At 61.7% G+C, this 14,448-nt stretch carries 18 protein-coding genes; 7 read left to right on the forward strand and 11 right to left on the reverse strand.

The window, feature by feature from the left end; genetic code table 11:
* The first annotated feature begins 102 nt into the window (after window positions 1-102).
* Both NITMOv2_RS19050 and NITMOv2_RS19055 read left to right on the forward strand, forming a co-directional pair.
* Window positions 103-1,671 carry a sigma-54-dependent Fis family transcriptional regulator gene (locus tag NITMOv2_RS19050; protein ID WP_083448200.1) on the forward strand — a complete coding sequence of 523 codons (1,569 nt, stop codon included), beginning with the start codon at window positions 103-105 and terminating at the stop codon, window positions 1,669-1,671.
* Between the two features lie 20 nt (window positions 1,672-1,691).
* Entirely contained in the window at window positions 1,692-3,044 is a 1,353-nt protein-coding gene (locus NITMOv2_RS19055; protein WP_053381372.1) for a hypothetical protein, read from the forward strand.
* Window positions 3,045-3,048: 4 nt separating this feature from the next.
* Here NITMOv2_RS19055 and NITMOv2_RS19060 read toward each other — a convergent pair whose 3' ends face one another.
* The 11 genes from NITMOv2_RS19060 to NITMOv2_RS19105 form a co-directional block, all read right to left on the reverse strand.
* On the reverse strand, window positions 3,049-3,465 hold the full coding sequence (locus NITMOv2_RS19060; RefSeq protein ID WP_053381373.1) for a carboxymuconolactone decarboxylase family protein: 417 nt from the start codon (window positions 3,463-3,465) through the stop codon (window positions 3,049-3,051).
* A 286-nt stretch (window positions 3,466-3,751) separates the two neighbouring features.
* Entirely contained in the window at window positions 3,752-4,270 is a 519-nt protein-coding gene (locus NITMOv2_RS19065; protein WP_053381374.1) for a hypothetical protein, read from the reverse strand.
* Window positions 4,267-4,809: a vitamin K epoxide reductase family protein gene (locus NITMOv2_RS19070; protein ID WP_053381375.1), complete on the reverse strand. Its 543-nt coding sequence runs from the start codon at window positions 4,807-4,809 to the stop codon at window positions 4,267-4,269. The genes NITMOv2_RS19065 and NITMOv2_RS19070 overlap by 4 nt, the downstream gene beginning before the upstream one ends.
* A gap of 78 nt (window positions 4,810-4,887) precedes the next feature.
* The gene (locus tag NITMOv2_RS19075; protein WP_083448201.1) at window positions 4,888-5,685 is read right to left on the reverse strand and encodes an alpha/beta fold hydrolase; all 798 of its coding nucleotides are present in this window, start codon (window positions 5,683-5,685) and stop codon (window positions 4,888-4,890) included.
* Entirely contained in the window at window positions 5,682-5,873 is a 192-nt protein-coding gene (locus tag NITMOv2_RS19080; RefSeq protein WP_053381377.1) for a hypothetical protein, read from the reverse strand. Before NITMOv2_RS19080 ends, NITMOv2_RS19075 begins: the two co-directional genes overlap by 4 nt.
* 413 nt (window positions 5,874-6,286) lie before the next feature.
* The gene (locus tag NITMOv2_RS19085; RefSeq protein ID WP_202967267.1) at window positions 6,287-6,916 is read right to left on the reverse strand and encodes a DoxX family protein; all 630 of its coding nucleotides are present in this window, start codon (window positions 6,914-6,916) and stop codon (window positions 6,287-6,289) included.
* Window positions 6,913-7,686 carry an HvfC/BufC N-terminal domain-containing protein gene (locus NITMOv2_RS19090; RefSeq protein WP_053381378.1) on the reverse strand — a complete coding sequence of 258 codons (774 nt, stop codon included), beginning with the start codon at window positions 7,684-7,686 and terminating at the stop codon, window positions 6,913-6,915. The genes NITMOv2_RS19085 and NITMOv2_RS19090 overlap by 4 nt, the downstream gene beginning before the upstream one ends.
* A complete protein-coding gene (gene bufB, locus NITMOv2_RS19095) occupies window positions 7,673-8,515 on the reverse strand; it encodes an MNIO family bufferin maturase (protein WP_053381379.1) in 843 nt (280 codons plus the stop codon). The genes NITMOv2_RS19090 and bufB overlap by 14 nt, the downstream gene beginning before the upstream one ends.
* Window positions 8,516-8,525: 10 nt before the next feature.
* Entirely contained in the window at window positions 8,526-8,852 is a 327-nt protein-coding gene (locus NITMOv2_RS19100; protein ID WP_053381380.1) for a BufA1 family periplasmic bufferin-type metallophore, read from the reverse strand.
* A 160-nt stretch (window positions 8,853-9,012) separates the two neighbouring features.
* Window positions 9,013-9,138, reverse strand: a complete 126-nt coding sequence (locus tag NITMOv2_RS24770; RefSeq protein WP_274519483.1) for a hypothetical protein — start codon at window positions 9,136-9,138, stop codon at window positions 9,013-9,015.
* 146 nt (window positions 9,139-9,284) lie between these two features.
* Window positions 9,285-9,536 carry a hypothetical protein gene (locus tag NITMOv2_RS19105; RefSeq protein ID WP_202967268.1) on the reverse strand — a complete coding sequence of 84 codons (252 nt, stop codon included), beginning with the start codon at window positions 9,534-9,536 and terminating at the stop codon, window positions 9,285-9,287.
* Between the two features lie 211 nt (window positions 9,537-9,747).
* Between NITMOv2_RS19105 and NITMOv2_RS19110 the strand changes: the two genes are divergently transcribed.
* The 5 genes from NITMOv2_RS19110 to hflC all read left to right on the forward strand — a co-directional run bounded on the left by NITMOv2_RS19110 (window position 9,748) and on the right by hflC (window position 14,442).
* Window positions 9,748-10,104: a DsrE family protein gene (locus NITMOv2_RS19110; RefSeq protein WP_053381382.1), complete on the forward strand. Its 357-nt coding sequence runs from the start codon at window positions 9,748-9,750 to the stop codon at window positions 10,102-10,104.
* A 135-nt stretch (window positions 10,105-10,239) separates the two neighbouring features.
* A complete protein-coding gene (locus NITMOv2_RS19115; RefSeq protein WP_053381383.1) occupies window positions 10,240-11,427 on the forward strand; it encodes a methyltransferase domain-containing protein in 1,188 nt (395 codons plus the stop codon).
* Window positions 11,428-11,434: 7 nt separating this feature from the next.
* Window positions 11,435-12,469: an arsenosugar biosynthesis radical SAM (seleno)protein ArsS gene (gene arsS, locus NITMOv2_RS19120; protein ID WP_053381384.1), complete on the forward strand. Its 1,035-nt coding sequence runs from the start codon at window positions 11,435-11,437 to the stop codon at window positions 12,467-12,469.
* Between the two features lie 84 nt (window positions 12,470-12,553).
* On the forward strand, window positions 12,554-13,585 hold the full coding sequence (gene hflK / locus NITMOv2_RS19125; protein WP_053381385.1) for an FtsH protease activity modulator HflK: 1,032 nt from the start codon (window positions 12,554-12,556) through the stop codon (window positions 13,583-13,585).
* Window positions 13,582-14,442 (forward strand): protease modulator HflC, encoded by an 861-nt coding sequence (hflC, locus tag NITMOv2_RS19130; RefSeq protein ID WP_053381386.1) that lies wholly within the window; start codon window positions 13,582-13,584, stop codon window positions 14,440-14,442. The genes hflK and hflC overlap by 4 nt, the downstream gene beginning before the upstream one ends.
* The last annotated feature ends 6 nt before the right edge of the window (window positions 14,443-14,448 follow it).

Here is a 14,448-nt window from a genome sequence, read left to right on the forward strand (position 1 = left end):
ATCAACCGCTACGACTCTTCGTACTCTACGAAGACTCGTTGCAACTCCGTTCGAAATCTCGTAGCTTGAGGAATCGTGAATCCCCATCAGCTTCCTCAGGTCATGGTGGCCACAGCGCGCCAGCGCGCGCTTGGTGATGTGCTGCGCACCATCGCCGACGGGATCGCGCAATGTCCCAACACGGCCCTGACCCGGATCTGGCTGACCACGCCGAACGCAGCTTGTGAGATCTGTCGAAAACGGGAGGATCCTTCCGATACCACCCGGTGGTTACACCTCGCCGCGAGCAGCGGCGTGCCGCGTGATGCACAGGCCGACTACCGCCGACTCGACGGGAGTTTTCACCGGTTTCCGATCGGCCAGCGAAAGATCGGGCGCGTCGCGGAAACCGGTGAATCGCTGTGGCTGGCCGGGCTTCAGGGGGATGAAGAGTGGATCGCCGACCGGGCATGGTTCGCGCGCGAGGGAATCCGGACGTTCGCGGCGCAACCGCTGATTTTTCGGGATGAGATCCTCGGCGTGCTGGCGCTCTTCGACCGGAGCCTGCTCAATGAAGAAGCGTTCGAATGGTTGCGCATGTTCGCCGACTATGCGGCGGTGAGCATCGCCAACGCGAGAGCCTTGGAGGAAATCGACGTGCTGCGGGCCCGCCTGGAGGAAGAAAACCTGTATCTGCGCGAAGAGGTCACCGCCGCGCTCGGGATGGGAGAATTCATCGGGGAAAGCCAGGCGCTCCAGAACGTGCTCCGCCAAATCCAGCTCGTCGCGCAGACCGACGCGGCGGTGCTCATTACCGGGGAGAGCGGCACCGGCAAGGAGCTGGTGGCGCGCGCGATCCACGATCGGAGTCTCCGCAAGGGCCGGGCCCTCATCAAAGTGAACTGCAGCGCGGTACCGGACACCCTCTTCGAAAGTGAATTTTTCGGCCACGTCAAGGGCGCCTTCACGGGCGCGCTCGCGGATCGAGCCGGCCGCTTCGAGCTGGCCGATCGCGGCACGCTCTTTCTCGACGAAATCGGAGAGGTCCCGCTGTCGATGCAGGCGAAGCTGCTGCGCGTGCTTCAGGAGGGCGAGTTTGAGCGCGTGGGGGATACGCGCACGCGCAAGGTGGATGTCCGGATCGTCGCCGCGACCAATCGCGACCTCAAACGCGAAGTGGAAGCGGGCCGCTTCCGGCAAGATCTCTACTATCGGCTGAGCGTCTTCCCCGTCCACATTCCACCGCTGCGCGAACGGCGCGAGGACATTCCCCCGCTCGCGCTGCATTTCATCGCGCAGAGCGCCCGGCGCATGAATCGGCGGGCGCCGCGGGTCAGCCAAGCGCTGTTGGGCCAGCTCGCCGGCCATGACTGGCCCGGAAACGTCCGCGAGCTGCAGAACGTCGTCGAGCGCGCGGTGATCCTTGCGCAAGGCGGACCGCTGCGCGTCCACCTCCAGCCCTCGCAGCCGCGCGAGACCGGTGCGCCGCTGGATGAAGCTTCCATGTCTCGGCTGGTCACTCGTGAAGATCAGAAACGCCAGGAACGGGACAATATCTCCCATGCGTTGCGGCTCACAAAGGGCAAGATCTTCGGCACAGACGGCGCCGCGGCCCTGTTGGGCATGAAGCCGACCACGCTCGCGTCGCGCATCAAAGCCCTCGGCATTAAGCGGCTCAAACCCGCGCCTTGAACGCGGAGAAAGCAGCGTCCGTGATCACCATGAAGCGAGGGCTCGTGCTGGCGGGAGCCCTCATGCTGCTGATCTTAGCCGGAACGATCTGGTTTCAACACCGCTACGACGAGGCAGCGAGCCGAACCGTCGCCCTTGTCACGTTCAGCAATGGAGAGTATCCGGAAGATCCCGAGGAGCGGAGTGCCCGGTTCGGCAGCTATGCCCACAGACAGTTGCTGATCCAGCGGACTGGAGACACCCGCTTCCGTTTCGTGCTTGAACCGGCTGATTCACGAACGGCGGCGATCGAGCTGGCCGATGTCGATCTCGCGCATTTCGTCGCGGCGGTTCCGCCATGGATCAAGACCGATCCGGATCTCACGAAAGTCGGCTTGATCGACCGGGAGTGGAACCGGCAGCAAGTACGATTTCCCAGGAACTCTCCGCATGTGCGGGTCCACGAGGGCGGAGACGGCTTCGAGCAGCGGGCGCTGAGCCGGATCGATCTCGCCCGCAATTGCCTCAATGCCGGCCTCTGGGAACTGTTGCTCTTCACGACGGAACACGGCGAAGAGCGGGTGTACGAGCATCTCTGGTTTACCTTCCCGCTCGGGCTGTACAAGCAGCTGTTTGAGCAGGTGAGCGGGCTGTCCTATTGGACCTACTGGTGGAAATTGGAACATTGGGTCGATCCGTCAGGAACGCCGATCCGCCTCGACCGGCTGAGAACCGTGGAGCACGAATGGCCGGTCCAGGCGACGGCGCAGTGGGATGAGCCGGTCGCGGCCGCGGGCGAGCAGATCCTCAAACGGCGGAATATCCTGGCGCCCGCCGCAGTCGCCTATCGCGACTGGTACAAAGAGCCGGTGCAATTTGCCAGTTTCATCCCTCCCGGTCGATATTCCGTTCGGCATCCCCGCGACACAGAGCTTCACTACCTTGCCGAGCTGACCGGAGCGACGCTCCGAAGCGTGTCCCTGCCGGGAAGCCCGAAGCCCTATGTCGAGATTGACTTGGCGTTCCGCAGCGATCGCACCGGAGAGCCCACCCACTTCATCGTGGGCGGGCTGGATCTCGCGACTCTACCGACTGCTTCTCCCAAAGAGTATCATCATGGCTGGCAAGCGCCCCTCGGCATCGGCAATCCGAGCTTCTTCGAGTCCTATGATGAGGTCCAAGCGAATCCGCCGATCCAGCGCACGTTCTACGGCTTCCATCTCGATGCGCAGGACCGCTGGCTCGATCACCACGCCGTCGGCGTCGATGGTCCCCTCTTACATTGGGACGATCACGATCCGACCCTGCTCCATCTCTATCTCCTGAGCTACGAGCGCCACGCGCTGCTGAACCACTTCGTCATCACCGTCCCGCCCGATGCCGGCGGTCGTTGATGAGTTATGAGGTGACGTCTCTGTCATCATGGCTCATCGGCCGGTGAACGCAGCAGCCTGCTATATCCGGACTCGATCCTTGTGCGGCACATTCTTTATAAGCGGCCCAGGCCTTCAGCGCCCATTCCTCGCCCGGACAACCTTGCATGGTCATCGCCACCTCCAGAAACTCGATCACTTCCTCCTGCGTGATGCCTTTCTCGCACGCCATCCGGACGTAGGCCCGGATACAGGGCTCACACCGGATCGCGATCGAGATGGCCATCGCCGTGAGCAGCTTGTATTTCGCAGGCACCGCCGCGTCGCGATAGGCTTCCTGTCGCATGCGCAAGAGGCCTCCGGTGACCTTCGGACTGAGCCGCCGCAGCTCTGCCAATAGGCTTTCCGCTTCCGACGTCAACGCTTTTGTTTCCTCGGTCATCCTCCTCGTCTCCTTGTGATCCCCGCTGTTCTTGTGGGGAATGGCACGAACATCGCTGGCATCATTATGGGCAATCAAGGATGAGTCCCTCGGCGCTTGCCAACCCGTCGTCTTATCCGACTATGAGAACCGCTGAGATAGCGGACCGTGCGATACCTCGCTTCCAATGTCGCGAATATCATTGCGATGGAGATCGGCACCACCAGCACCGCCGCCATCCATCTGACACGACGGCCAGCTCGGCAGTGCTCCTCTGAAGCTGGCTGAATTGAGCGATTCGCCGTCTCTAAGACGCCCGGGGTGGTCGCATCGTCCTGACGTCCGCTCCACCGATGGACGGCAGAAAGGCGGGGTAGCTGCCCAGCGTGCCGCCGAAAATCATGTGCAGTATGGCGAACTGGAGCGGCGGCATGTCGGCCATGACGGGATTGACGAAGGGCAGCACGATGAACTGCATGACCAGCCAGACGGCGAGGCCGTAGCCGATCCCCGACGCGACGGCAGAGCCATAGGACTGCCGCCCTCCCAGCAAGGCGAAGATGATCCCGAAGGCGATGGCGGTGACGAAGTGAATCATCATCCCGACCATCACCGGCATGAACTCAAATCCCACGTTCTGCACCGCCGACCGGCCGAGCAGCGTCACGGAAATCTTCTTGACCGGAGCCCAGAATCCCTCCCCGGTCAGCATCGCCATCATCATCGAGACCATTGCCATGGCAAGACCGGCGATGAGGCCGGCCATCACACCCGCATAGACGGCGTCCGATCGAGGCACGCTGTTGTGTGCGTAGACATCGTTCATGCTGCAATCTCCTTTCTGGCTTCCACGAGCTCCGATCGCACACGTGTCGCCGCATCCCGCGCTTCCGGCAGCGTGAAGGCGAACGCGCCGATATGCATCACGGCGTCCGTGATGCAGTACCCGCACCACTTCTTCTGGACGATCGGCATTTCGTAGAAGAGATAGCGCACCGCCACGGCCGCCTCGGCCGCGGCCTTGGCGCAGGCCGCCAGTGGTATCCAGGGTTCCGCGAGGGCGCGATCGCGCCGGCCATATGCAGCCAATACGATGTTGGTGGCATGGCCGGCCAGCGAGATGGTGCCGTCTGGCACGCCCCAGTGATAGGCGGTGTCCGACGAATTGACCTCGTCCGATCGGAACCGGTCGAGCGGCGGGTCCGGCAGGTGCTTCAGCAGACCGGTTTGGAACGCGGAGACGATGGCCATGCTGCCCATCCCGACCAGCGATAGACCGATGATCGCGCGCCGGCGGCGAAGGGCGACCGACTCATCGTGCTGCAATTCACGGCGAAGCTCTTGCGCTCTCGTCCCGTTGTTCATGATGTTACGCCGCGAGGGCCTCCTGTTTGGTTAAGAATGCCGCCAGATGTCGGACCACTGCCCCTGGCTGATCCCACATCACGAAATGCCGGCATGCTGGATTCGCATCAGCTGGGCCTTCGGAATGTCGCGGGCCAGCCGCTCGCCGAAGCGGACGGACTGGAACACATCGTCTTCGCCCCACAGGATCAGCGTCGGCATGGCAAGACTCGGTAACAGCGGCGTGATCTCCGTCGTGAGATTCGTATTCAGCGCAGCGGCATTGCGGATCAGCGACAGTTTGCCGACTTCCGTCGCATAGGGCGCGAGCAGGCCGTCCAACAGCGCCGCGTCGGGGGAGGAGGCAAATCCCTGCTTCAACGCCTGCCGCAGCAGCGTCAGCATGGAGGAGGCCGACAGTTTGCGGCGGGCCTCGGGATGTCCCAACTGCAGCATGGCTTCGATGGGCCAGGAGTCATAGCAGACCGTGTTGAGGAGGCACAGTTTGGAGACCCGTCCCGGACGGAGCGTCGCCAATCGAAGCGCCACGCCGCCGCCGATATCGTGCGCGATGACCGTGGCCGCTTCTATCTTCAGCGCATCCATCCACCGTTCCAGCATGACGGCTTGCGCTTGAATCGACCGATCGAACCGGTCTCCTTTGTCGGAATAGCCGAAGCCGATGAGATCGGGGGTCAAGAGCCGGTACTGCTGAGGCAACGCGGGCAGCACTCCATGCCAGAGATACCCCCACGTCGGAATCCCATGGATGAAGATGACTGACTCTGAAGATGACTGACTCTCCCGCTCCCTGTTCGACGTAGCTGACGAAGCGGCCGTCCACCTCAGCCACTCGTTGCAGGGCTTGAACCTCGCGCCACGGCATGATCGGTTCAGCCATCACGCGCTCCGATGGGAAAAGGCGACTGCCTCAACGTTTCCGCCGACTGCCGGTCCAGTGACAGCAGCGCGACGTTCACAATCAGCGGCGGCAATATCCGCTCGAAGTCGGCGATTTTCTCGCGCGCCGTCGCCGCGTCGGAAATGCGTTGCTCGAAGTCAGTCGGAGATAGCTCGACCGCCACAGGAAGGGACTCCGCCTGTGTGTGGGCCTCTTCTTGTAGTGCACGAACCGCTTTACCGTACTCACCCCCCGAGCGTCCACTCCGGCGCCCTTCAGCTCGTCTGCATTGGATGCGGCCGGCATACGGACCTCCTCTCTCCCCGTCCAACGGGAGCATTAATCCGGTTCATCGAATCGCCCCACGGTCATTAAATCCAAAGCAAGAAAGGTTCCACCCGTTCTTCCTGTCGCAGGCTCCACATCACTTGGCGCCGACTCATTCGCCGAGGAGCAGACTACCGGCCTCGCGCGCTGGCCACGGACATTGCGTCTCGACGAGCACGACTTGTCCTCCGATCGCTGCATGGCCGCTTTGGTGTGCGAAGAAGAAATTGTGAGCTGGCTTACAAAAACACCCCTGGGAGCGTGGTCGGCTCAGTCGAAGAGGCACTGCCTGATTTTTTGCCGCGTCCGGTGCAGCAGGACATAGAGATGGTTTTCCTTCACACCGAGCCGCTCGGCCGCTTCGGGGTGCGGAACCTCTTCCCCTATCGGCGCGGGCGGCACGGCTTGCTGTCCACGGTTATAGGCCCACGGCGACCGTCGCATCAGAGAGGTCAGGAGCGCATCGGCCGACAACAACCCCGGTCCGTGGAGCACGAAATACAGAAAGAGAATGCCCCAATAGAACGCCTCCTGCAGCGCGGCTTCGGACAATTGGCCGTAGGAGATCGCGGCCACGATGTTGAGGCCGAACAGCGAGAGGGCCGCCCAGCGTCCGGCCAGACCGATGGCCAACAGGAACGAGCCGCCGAGCTCGACGGCGGTCGCCAGATACGCGGCGACCTCCGGCGGCAGCAGCGGGACGTCGTAGACGAGGATGAAGAGCATGACGGTCGACATCCAGCTGGAGAGCTTGACCATGCCGCCTTGCCAGAAGATGTGCGCGAGATAGAGGCGCACGGACAAGTCGAACAGGGGAAGTAGCGCTTCCAGACCGCGGACCAGCCGCCGATACGCCGGCACGGCTCGGTCGACGGCGCGTAGGATTGCATGGCGGCTCATGTGCCCTCCTTCACCCAACATCCGACGATGACCCCGCGGCTCGTCAGCCTGCCGATGAATTCCGTCAAATCGAACTCGGAACCGGCTGCTCGCACCCACCGTTCGAGTGAGGCCACGTCGACTCCGATGGACAACGTCCCGAGCAGCGCATACTCCAGCCGGCTCAGCGGCGTGATCAGCACTCTCCCGCCGGCGCGCGCGGCGGCGACGACGGTCGGCTCATCCGGAAGCGGCCAGACGAGGTCTTCGTCCGATGCGACGTCCGGTTGCAGTGCGAGCCAGAGTCGATGAACCGGACTGGGGAACGACAGGAATCGCGCAGCCGGATGGCATCGGACCATGACGCGGGATGAGCCGTCGCAGGCGATCAACGGAAGCCGGTTTGACGGCCCTGGCGGGTCATCCGCGGCCTGGTACAGCTGATGGCAGGCCCATTCGAGCTGAGCCAGACTCGTGAGCGTCTCGGGCGCACCGATGCGTTGCAGCAGCGCCGGGAACGAACGGCCGTACGGAAACAGATCCCCGCTCGACGAGGGATAGGCCTGGCCATACCAGCGGGCGAAGAGCGCGAACTGCCGGTCGCCCACGAACCGGGACAACGCCGGGTAGGTGATCCTCAACACTTGGACATAGTTGTTCCGAATCAGGCGGCGATAGAGCGCCACGTGCCTCAGATCCGACTGCTGCGGCGCCAGCGCGGCGGCGACCCGCTGAGGCTTCCCGTCGATCATCGCTTCGGCAAAGGCCCGCTGGATCTCACAAAGCGGCATGGCAGCCTCCCAGCACGGTGTCCGCCTGCCGAGCTTGCTCCACCAGCACGGACAGCGGCGGCATGTTGGTATCCCATTCGATCAGCGTGGGACGCGGGCCGATGTGATCGACGGTCCATTGGTACAGACCCCAGACGCTCGACGAGACCGGTTGGCCGTGCGTATCGATCAGCATGCGTCCGATGCGATCGAAGCCCGCCAGATGAATTTCCGCGACACAGGCTGCCGGGATTGCCGTCAACATATCGAAGGGGTCCAAGTGGAAGTTGACGGCGTTCACATGGATATTGTTGAGATCGAGCAGGATGCCGCAGCCGGTCCTTCGCGCCACTTCCGAGATGAACGCTCCCTCCGGCACGGTGGACTCCCGCCACGCGAGATACCGCGTGACATTCTCGATGAGCACCGTGCGCCGCAGGACTTCCTGCACCTGATCGATCCGCGCGCAGACGTGCGCCAGGCTTTCTTCCGTATAGGGCAGCGGCAACAGCTCGTTGAAGAACCGCCCGCCGACCGAGCTCCACGACAGGTGTTCGGACACGAGAGCCGGCTCGAAGCGCTCGATCAGCGCTTTCAGTTTGTGCAGGTGGGTCAGATCGATCGGATCGGTGGAACCGAGGGACAGACCTACTCCATGAAAGCTCAACGGGTACTGCATTCGAATGCGATTGAGGATGCGCAACGGCGCGCCTCCTTCGCCGAAATAGTTCTCCGGATGGGTTTCCATCCAGGCCACCGGCGGCGGCGCGTCCAGGATCTCCCGGAAATGATCGGACCGCAGGCCGATCCCGGCTTGCGCCGGGATCGGAGCGGGGGTGTGTCTGGACATCGAACTCCGCTTACATCTTCTTCATCATGTCTTTCATCTTGGCGAGATCGTCCTTCGTGATGGACAACACCGTGCCGCGTGCGATCTTGGTGCAGAGCCCTTTCGGCATGAACACATAAGAATCGGGCTCATTGTCTTTCTTGGCCATGCCGACGCAGGAATGGAGGCTGGTCTTGACCGCGCAGTCGTTCATGCCGGCCTTGGCGACGCCGCCACAGGCTTCCCAGCCGTTCGGCAGTTCGGGCATCTTCGGTTCGGCCGCCGCCGTCTGGGCTCCGGCGAGGCTCAACGCGACGAGTAACGCGGAATGCATCATCACGCTCTTGTTGGTATTCATGGGAACCTCCTTATCAGTTGGATCTGCGATCAGTTGGATCTCGCGTGCGTGAGGAAACGAAAGACAGCAACAGTCGACGCGCGGAGGTTTACGGCTCGCTCATGCGGGATCCTCCTTTCACCATGGTGGCCAATGCGGCCGGCTCATGTCCCGTCCGACATTACTCCAGCAGCGAATAGACCACGCTTCCCATCACCGCTATCACGATCAAAACCGCCATTATCTTTTCGTGGGTACACATTCCGTCCTGCCTGGGGCATCCCTTCAGCGCGCACATCATCGACATGGTCTCTCTCCTTTGTTGAGGTGGCGGTGACACCGGCCGCCCGCCGTCACATGCCCGCGCTTGGTGCTTCTCTCTCTGTCGAGGTCTCACTCTGTCGCAAATACTATCGCTCTCCGGGCTGTGAGCTGCCTTACACCGGACCGGTCTCAGCTGGATCGGGGCATCGGGCCGATCAGCGGCCGGTACGGGGCAGGCGGTGGAACGATCCCTCCGGCCGGGCCGGTATAGTGCTGCAAGGCCTCCGGCAGCCACGCTTCGATCTGGTTGATGCGCATGACATCCGAGGGATGCGTCGAAAGAAATTCGGGGATCGCATGATGCGAGCGAAAGCACAGCTTGCCGATCATCCGCTTGGAGCACCCGCTCATCCGCTCCCCAGCGTGATGGACGGGGCGCATCGTGACGGTGATCCTACCGGTGGAGCGGACTTCGTTCTGTAAGGCACCTCACGGCTGAGAGAAAACGCGGCAACGTCGTTTTGTGAGCCAGCCCACAGATCCGCCGGCGAGCGGCGCGGTAAGGTCACGGCTGCGGCAGATGGACGTGTCCGTTCACGTCTGACGCGGAGCCGGTTTTCCCCTCACCTGTACGTTGAGAAAGGAGTGCACGATGTCAAAGGTGGCGATTGTTGTGTTGGCCGACACTGAGACACACGAAGGGCTGGGGCGGGTCGTGAACGCGCTGGAAGCCGTGAAGGAATTCAAAGAGGGTCACGACGAGGTGCAACTGATCTTCGACGGCGCCGGGCCGAAATGGATTCCCGAATTGGAGAAGCCGGATCACAAGCTGCACGGCCTCTATAATTCAGTGAAGGATCAGATCGGAGGGGCGTGCGAATTTTGCGCGAGCGCGTTCGGCGTGAAGGACAACGTCGTCGCCTGCGGCGTGAAGCTGACCGGAGACTATGAGGGCCATCCGAGCTTCAAGACGCTGGTCTCGCAGGGCTATCAGGTCATCACGTTCTAGTTGGAATACCGGGCGGACATCAGGCCGACTCAACATGTCCGCCCGCGCCACTCCCTTGTTTCGTCGGGAGGGCGCATTGACCTTCCATGGGCGGGGTTGATACATAAGCGCAATACGCCCAGGAGGCCCGAACCCATGCCGATCGACGAAATTACTCAAAAAGTCAGCGACCGCTACGCCAAAGCCGCTTCGACGGGAGAGCAGATGTGCTGCCCCACGAGCTATGACATGGCGCACTTGAAATCTTTCATCCCAGACGAGGTGCTCAAGATTTCATACGGCTGCGGGACGCCGGCCGGTCTGGAAACGGTCAAGCCGGGCGAAACGGTGGTGGACATCGGCTCGGGCGGCGGCATCGATTGCTTCGAGGCGTCGCGGCTGGTGGGACCGAGCGGCCGGGTGATCGGCATCGACATGACCGATACGATGCTGGAAATCGCACGCCAGCATGCCGCGGTCGTGGCGTCGAATCTCGGCTATGCCGCCTCGAACGTCGATTTTCGGAAAGGCCTGGCCGACGCGATGCCGGTGGAGGATGAGACCGCCGATCTCATCATTTCGAACTGCGTGATCAACCTCGCGCCGGACAAGCGCAAGGTCTTCCGCGAAATGTTCCGCGTGGCGAAGTCCGGGGGCCGCTTCACGATCTCCGACATCGTCGCGGACCAAACCGTGCCGCAATACCTCATCCATGACGCCCAAAAGTGGGGCGACTGCCTCTCGGGCGCGCTGACCCTGACCGACTACATGGCCGGCATGACAGAAGCCGGGTTTCTCGCCGTGCACTTGACGAAGTTTTCTCCCTGGCAAGTGATCGACGGCATCCATTTTTTCTCGGTGACGCTGACGGGCTACAAGTTGCCGGCTACGCCGGCCGCTCCATCGATCCGATTTGCGACGCTGCGCGGCCCCTTCACGCGTGTCGTGGACGAACGGGGCCAGGCATACCAGCGCGGTATCCCGCAGCCGATCACGCCGGCCGACGTATCGCTGCTGAGCCAGCCGCCGCTGACCGACCATTTCATCCTGACCGCCGAGCCGCTCTGGCTCCATCGCGGCGATGCGCGATGGGCGGCGGTGTTCCCCGAGCAGCGGCCCTGCGTGTGGGAAGGCGATTTCGCTCTGCTGGCCGGACCGTTTTTAGAAGCCGCGGACGACGACGGCCATGTCTACCGGCGCGGCGAACCGTTGGAGATTTGCTCCAAGACCCGCCGAGTGCTGGACCAGGCCGGTTATGCCACGCATTTTGCTATGCTCAATCGAGCGGGATACAAAGTCGCCGGCGAAACCGTGTCCTGTGCTCCGAACGGCGGGTGCTGTTAGAACGACGATGGCGCTCACCCTCCTAGGCCGACACAATCCGCTTGCTTCTTCCACGGCACAGCTCCGGATTCTTGCCGAGAGCCGGTGTCTCTCTTTTGACGGAAGGCTTGCGCAGGCCGGGCTCCATCCCCTCCACGCCACCGGCATCACCGTCTTTCAGATCAACGTCGGCAAGCTCTGTAACCAGACCTGCCGCCATTGCCATGTGGACGCGGGACCGGATCGGACCGAGAGCATGTCGCGCGAGACGGCGGAACAGTGCGTCGCCGCATTGGCCCAGACCGAGATCCCGACGGTCGATATCACCGGCGGCGCGCCGGAGCTCAATCCCAACTTTCGCTGGCTGGTGGAGCAGAGCCGGGCCTTGGGCCGGCACGTCATGGACCGATGCAATCTGTCCGTACTGCTGTTGCCCTCGCAAGCAGATCTGGCCGGGTTCCTCGCCGGACACCATGTCGAAGTCGTCGCATCGCTTCCCTATTACCGCGCCAATCAGACCAACGCACAGCGGGGCGATGGAATTTTTGAAAAATCTATCGAGGCGCTCCGCCTCCTGAACAGCTTCGGCTACGGACGACCGGGCGGCGGTCTCACGTTGAATCTTGTCTACAATCCGGTAGGCGCTTTCCTGCCTCCGAAACAAGAAGGCATCGAAGCGCAATTTCGCAGGGAATTGAAGAACCGCCACGGCATCGAGTTCACTCGTCTGTACACGATCACCAACATGCCGATCAGCCGGTTTCTCGAATTTCTCGTGGAGAGCGGCAACTACGAAGGCTACATGGAGCGGCTCGCCAACGCCTTCAATCCCGCCGCGGCCGCCGGCGTCATGTGCCGCTACACGCTCTCCGTGGGTTGGGACGGCACGCTGTACGATTGCGATTTCAACCAGATGTTGGATCTGCCGGTGGACCACGGCGCGCCGTCGCACATCCGCGACTTCGATCCGGCGCTGTTACACCATCGCCAAATTGTGACACGCAACCATTGCTATGGCTGCACGGCGGGATCAGGATCTTCGTGCGGCGGCGCGGTCGCCTGACGTTGTCTTGCTCGGTTTCTCTTACTCTGCTATGGTGGCTCCCGCTTCATTCCTCGGCATGACACCTTAGGACGACGATCCTGCATGGTCTGGGATCCCAAAGACCCCTGGAGCAAAAGAGGCGATTCCCTCGAGGACGTGCTGAGGCAAGCGTCTCAATTCAAACATTTGATTCCCTCCGGCGGAATCAGAAGCCTCCTCCTCGCCGCACTGCTCATCTTTCTGGTCTGGCAAAGCGCCTTTATCGTCGCGCCGGATGAAGAAGGCGTCGTCAAGCGTTTTGGGATCCCGGTCAGGACCGTCGGACCGGGGCCGCATCTCAAGATTCCATTGATCGAATCCGTGCTGCAACCCAAAGTGGAAAAGCTCCATCGCGTGGAAGTTGGCTTTCGGACCGATCGGCAAGGCCGCCAACAGATGCTTCCGCAAGAAGCGTTGATGCTCACCGGCGACATGAACATTCTGGCGATCGAATTTATCGTGCAATACAAGATCAAAGAATCCGCCAGCTATCTCTTTCACGTCGCGGATATTCAGGAGACCATCGTCAAAGCCGCCGAAGCGTCGATGCGCGAAGTGGTCGGCAAAAGCAAGATCGACGAAGCCTTGACCACCGGCAAAGCGCAAATCCAGCAGGACACGCAAGCGCTCTTGCAGACGATTCTTGACCAATACCAGGCCGGCGTGCAGATCGCCGCCGTCCAGCTTCAAGATGTGGACCCGCCCGAAGCGGTCGCCGCCGCGTTTAAGGACGTCACGAACGCCAGGGAAGACCGGGAGAAACTGATCAACCAGTCGCAGGGCTACCGTAACGATATTCTGCCGAAGGCGAAGGGTGAAGCGGCGCAGATGGTGAACCAAGCAAAAGGCTATGCGCAGGCGAGACTGAACCGGGCGCAAGGCGAAGCCAATCGCTTTCTCGCCACGCTGAAGGAGTACAATCAGGCCAAAGACATCATCAGCAAACGGATCTACATCGAAACGATGGAAGAGATCCTGCCGGGCGTGGACAAAGTGATTCTCGACGGCAAGGGAGGCGACCGCGTGCTTCCCTACCTTCCTCTCGATCGCATGAAGCCGAAGGCAGCGGCGCCGGAGGAGGACCACAAACCGTGACGAGGCAGGGACTCATCATCGCCGTGGCGGCGGTCGTGGCCGGACTGTTCCTTCTTGGGGCGGCGCCGTTCTTCGTCGTCGACGTCACCCAGAATGCTATCGTCGTACAGCTTGGCAAACCGGTGCGCAACCTCACCGAACCGGGACTCTACCTCAAAATCCCCTTCTTTGAGGAAGTGACCTATTTCGACAAACGGCTCCTTGATTACGATTCCGACGCGCAGGACGTGATCACGCAAGATAAGAAAACCCTGCTCCTCGACAATTTCGCCAAGTGGCGGATCACGGATCCTTTAAAGGTGTACCAGAATTTCCAGAGCCAGCGCGGCGCGCTCCAACGCCTCCACGACATCATTTATTCGGAACTCCGCGTCGAGTTGGGCCGGCATGAGTTGGCCGAGATTGTCTCGACGACGCGGGCGGAATTGATGCGGGTTGTCACGCAGCGCGCGAATGAAAAGGCCTCTCCCTATGGCATCGAGATCCAGGACGTGAGAATCAAGCGGGCGGATCTCCCGGAGCAGAACGAAAAGGCCGTCTTTGCCCGCATGCAGGCCGAGCGGGAGCGTCAGGCGAAGCAGTACCGAGCCGAAGGGGCGGAGGAAGCGCAAAAAATCCGCTCAGAAGCCGAAAAAGACCGAGAGATTATTTTGGCGGAGGCGTACAAACAGGCTGAGGAACTGCGAGGCGCGGGCGATGCCAAAGCGTTCAAAGTGTACGCGGACGCGTACCGGCAAGATCCCAAATTCTTCGAATTTACCCGCTCCATGGACGCCTACAAGAAAACGTTCAAAGACAAATCCACACTCGTGATGAGCCCCGACTCTGAATTCTTCCGTTACTTGAAGCAACGCTAACCCGCG

Source organism: Nitrospira moscoviensis, from assembly GCF_001273775.1.
Lineage (GTDB): Bacteria > Nitrospirota > Nitrospiria > Nitrospirales > Nitrospiraceae > Nitrospira_D > Nitrospira_D moscoviensis.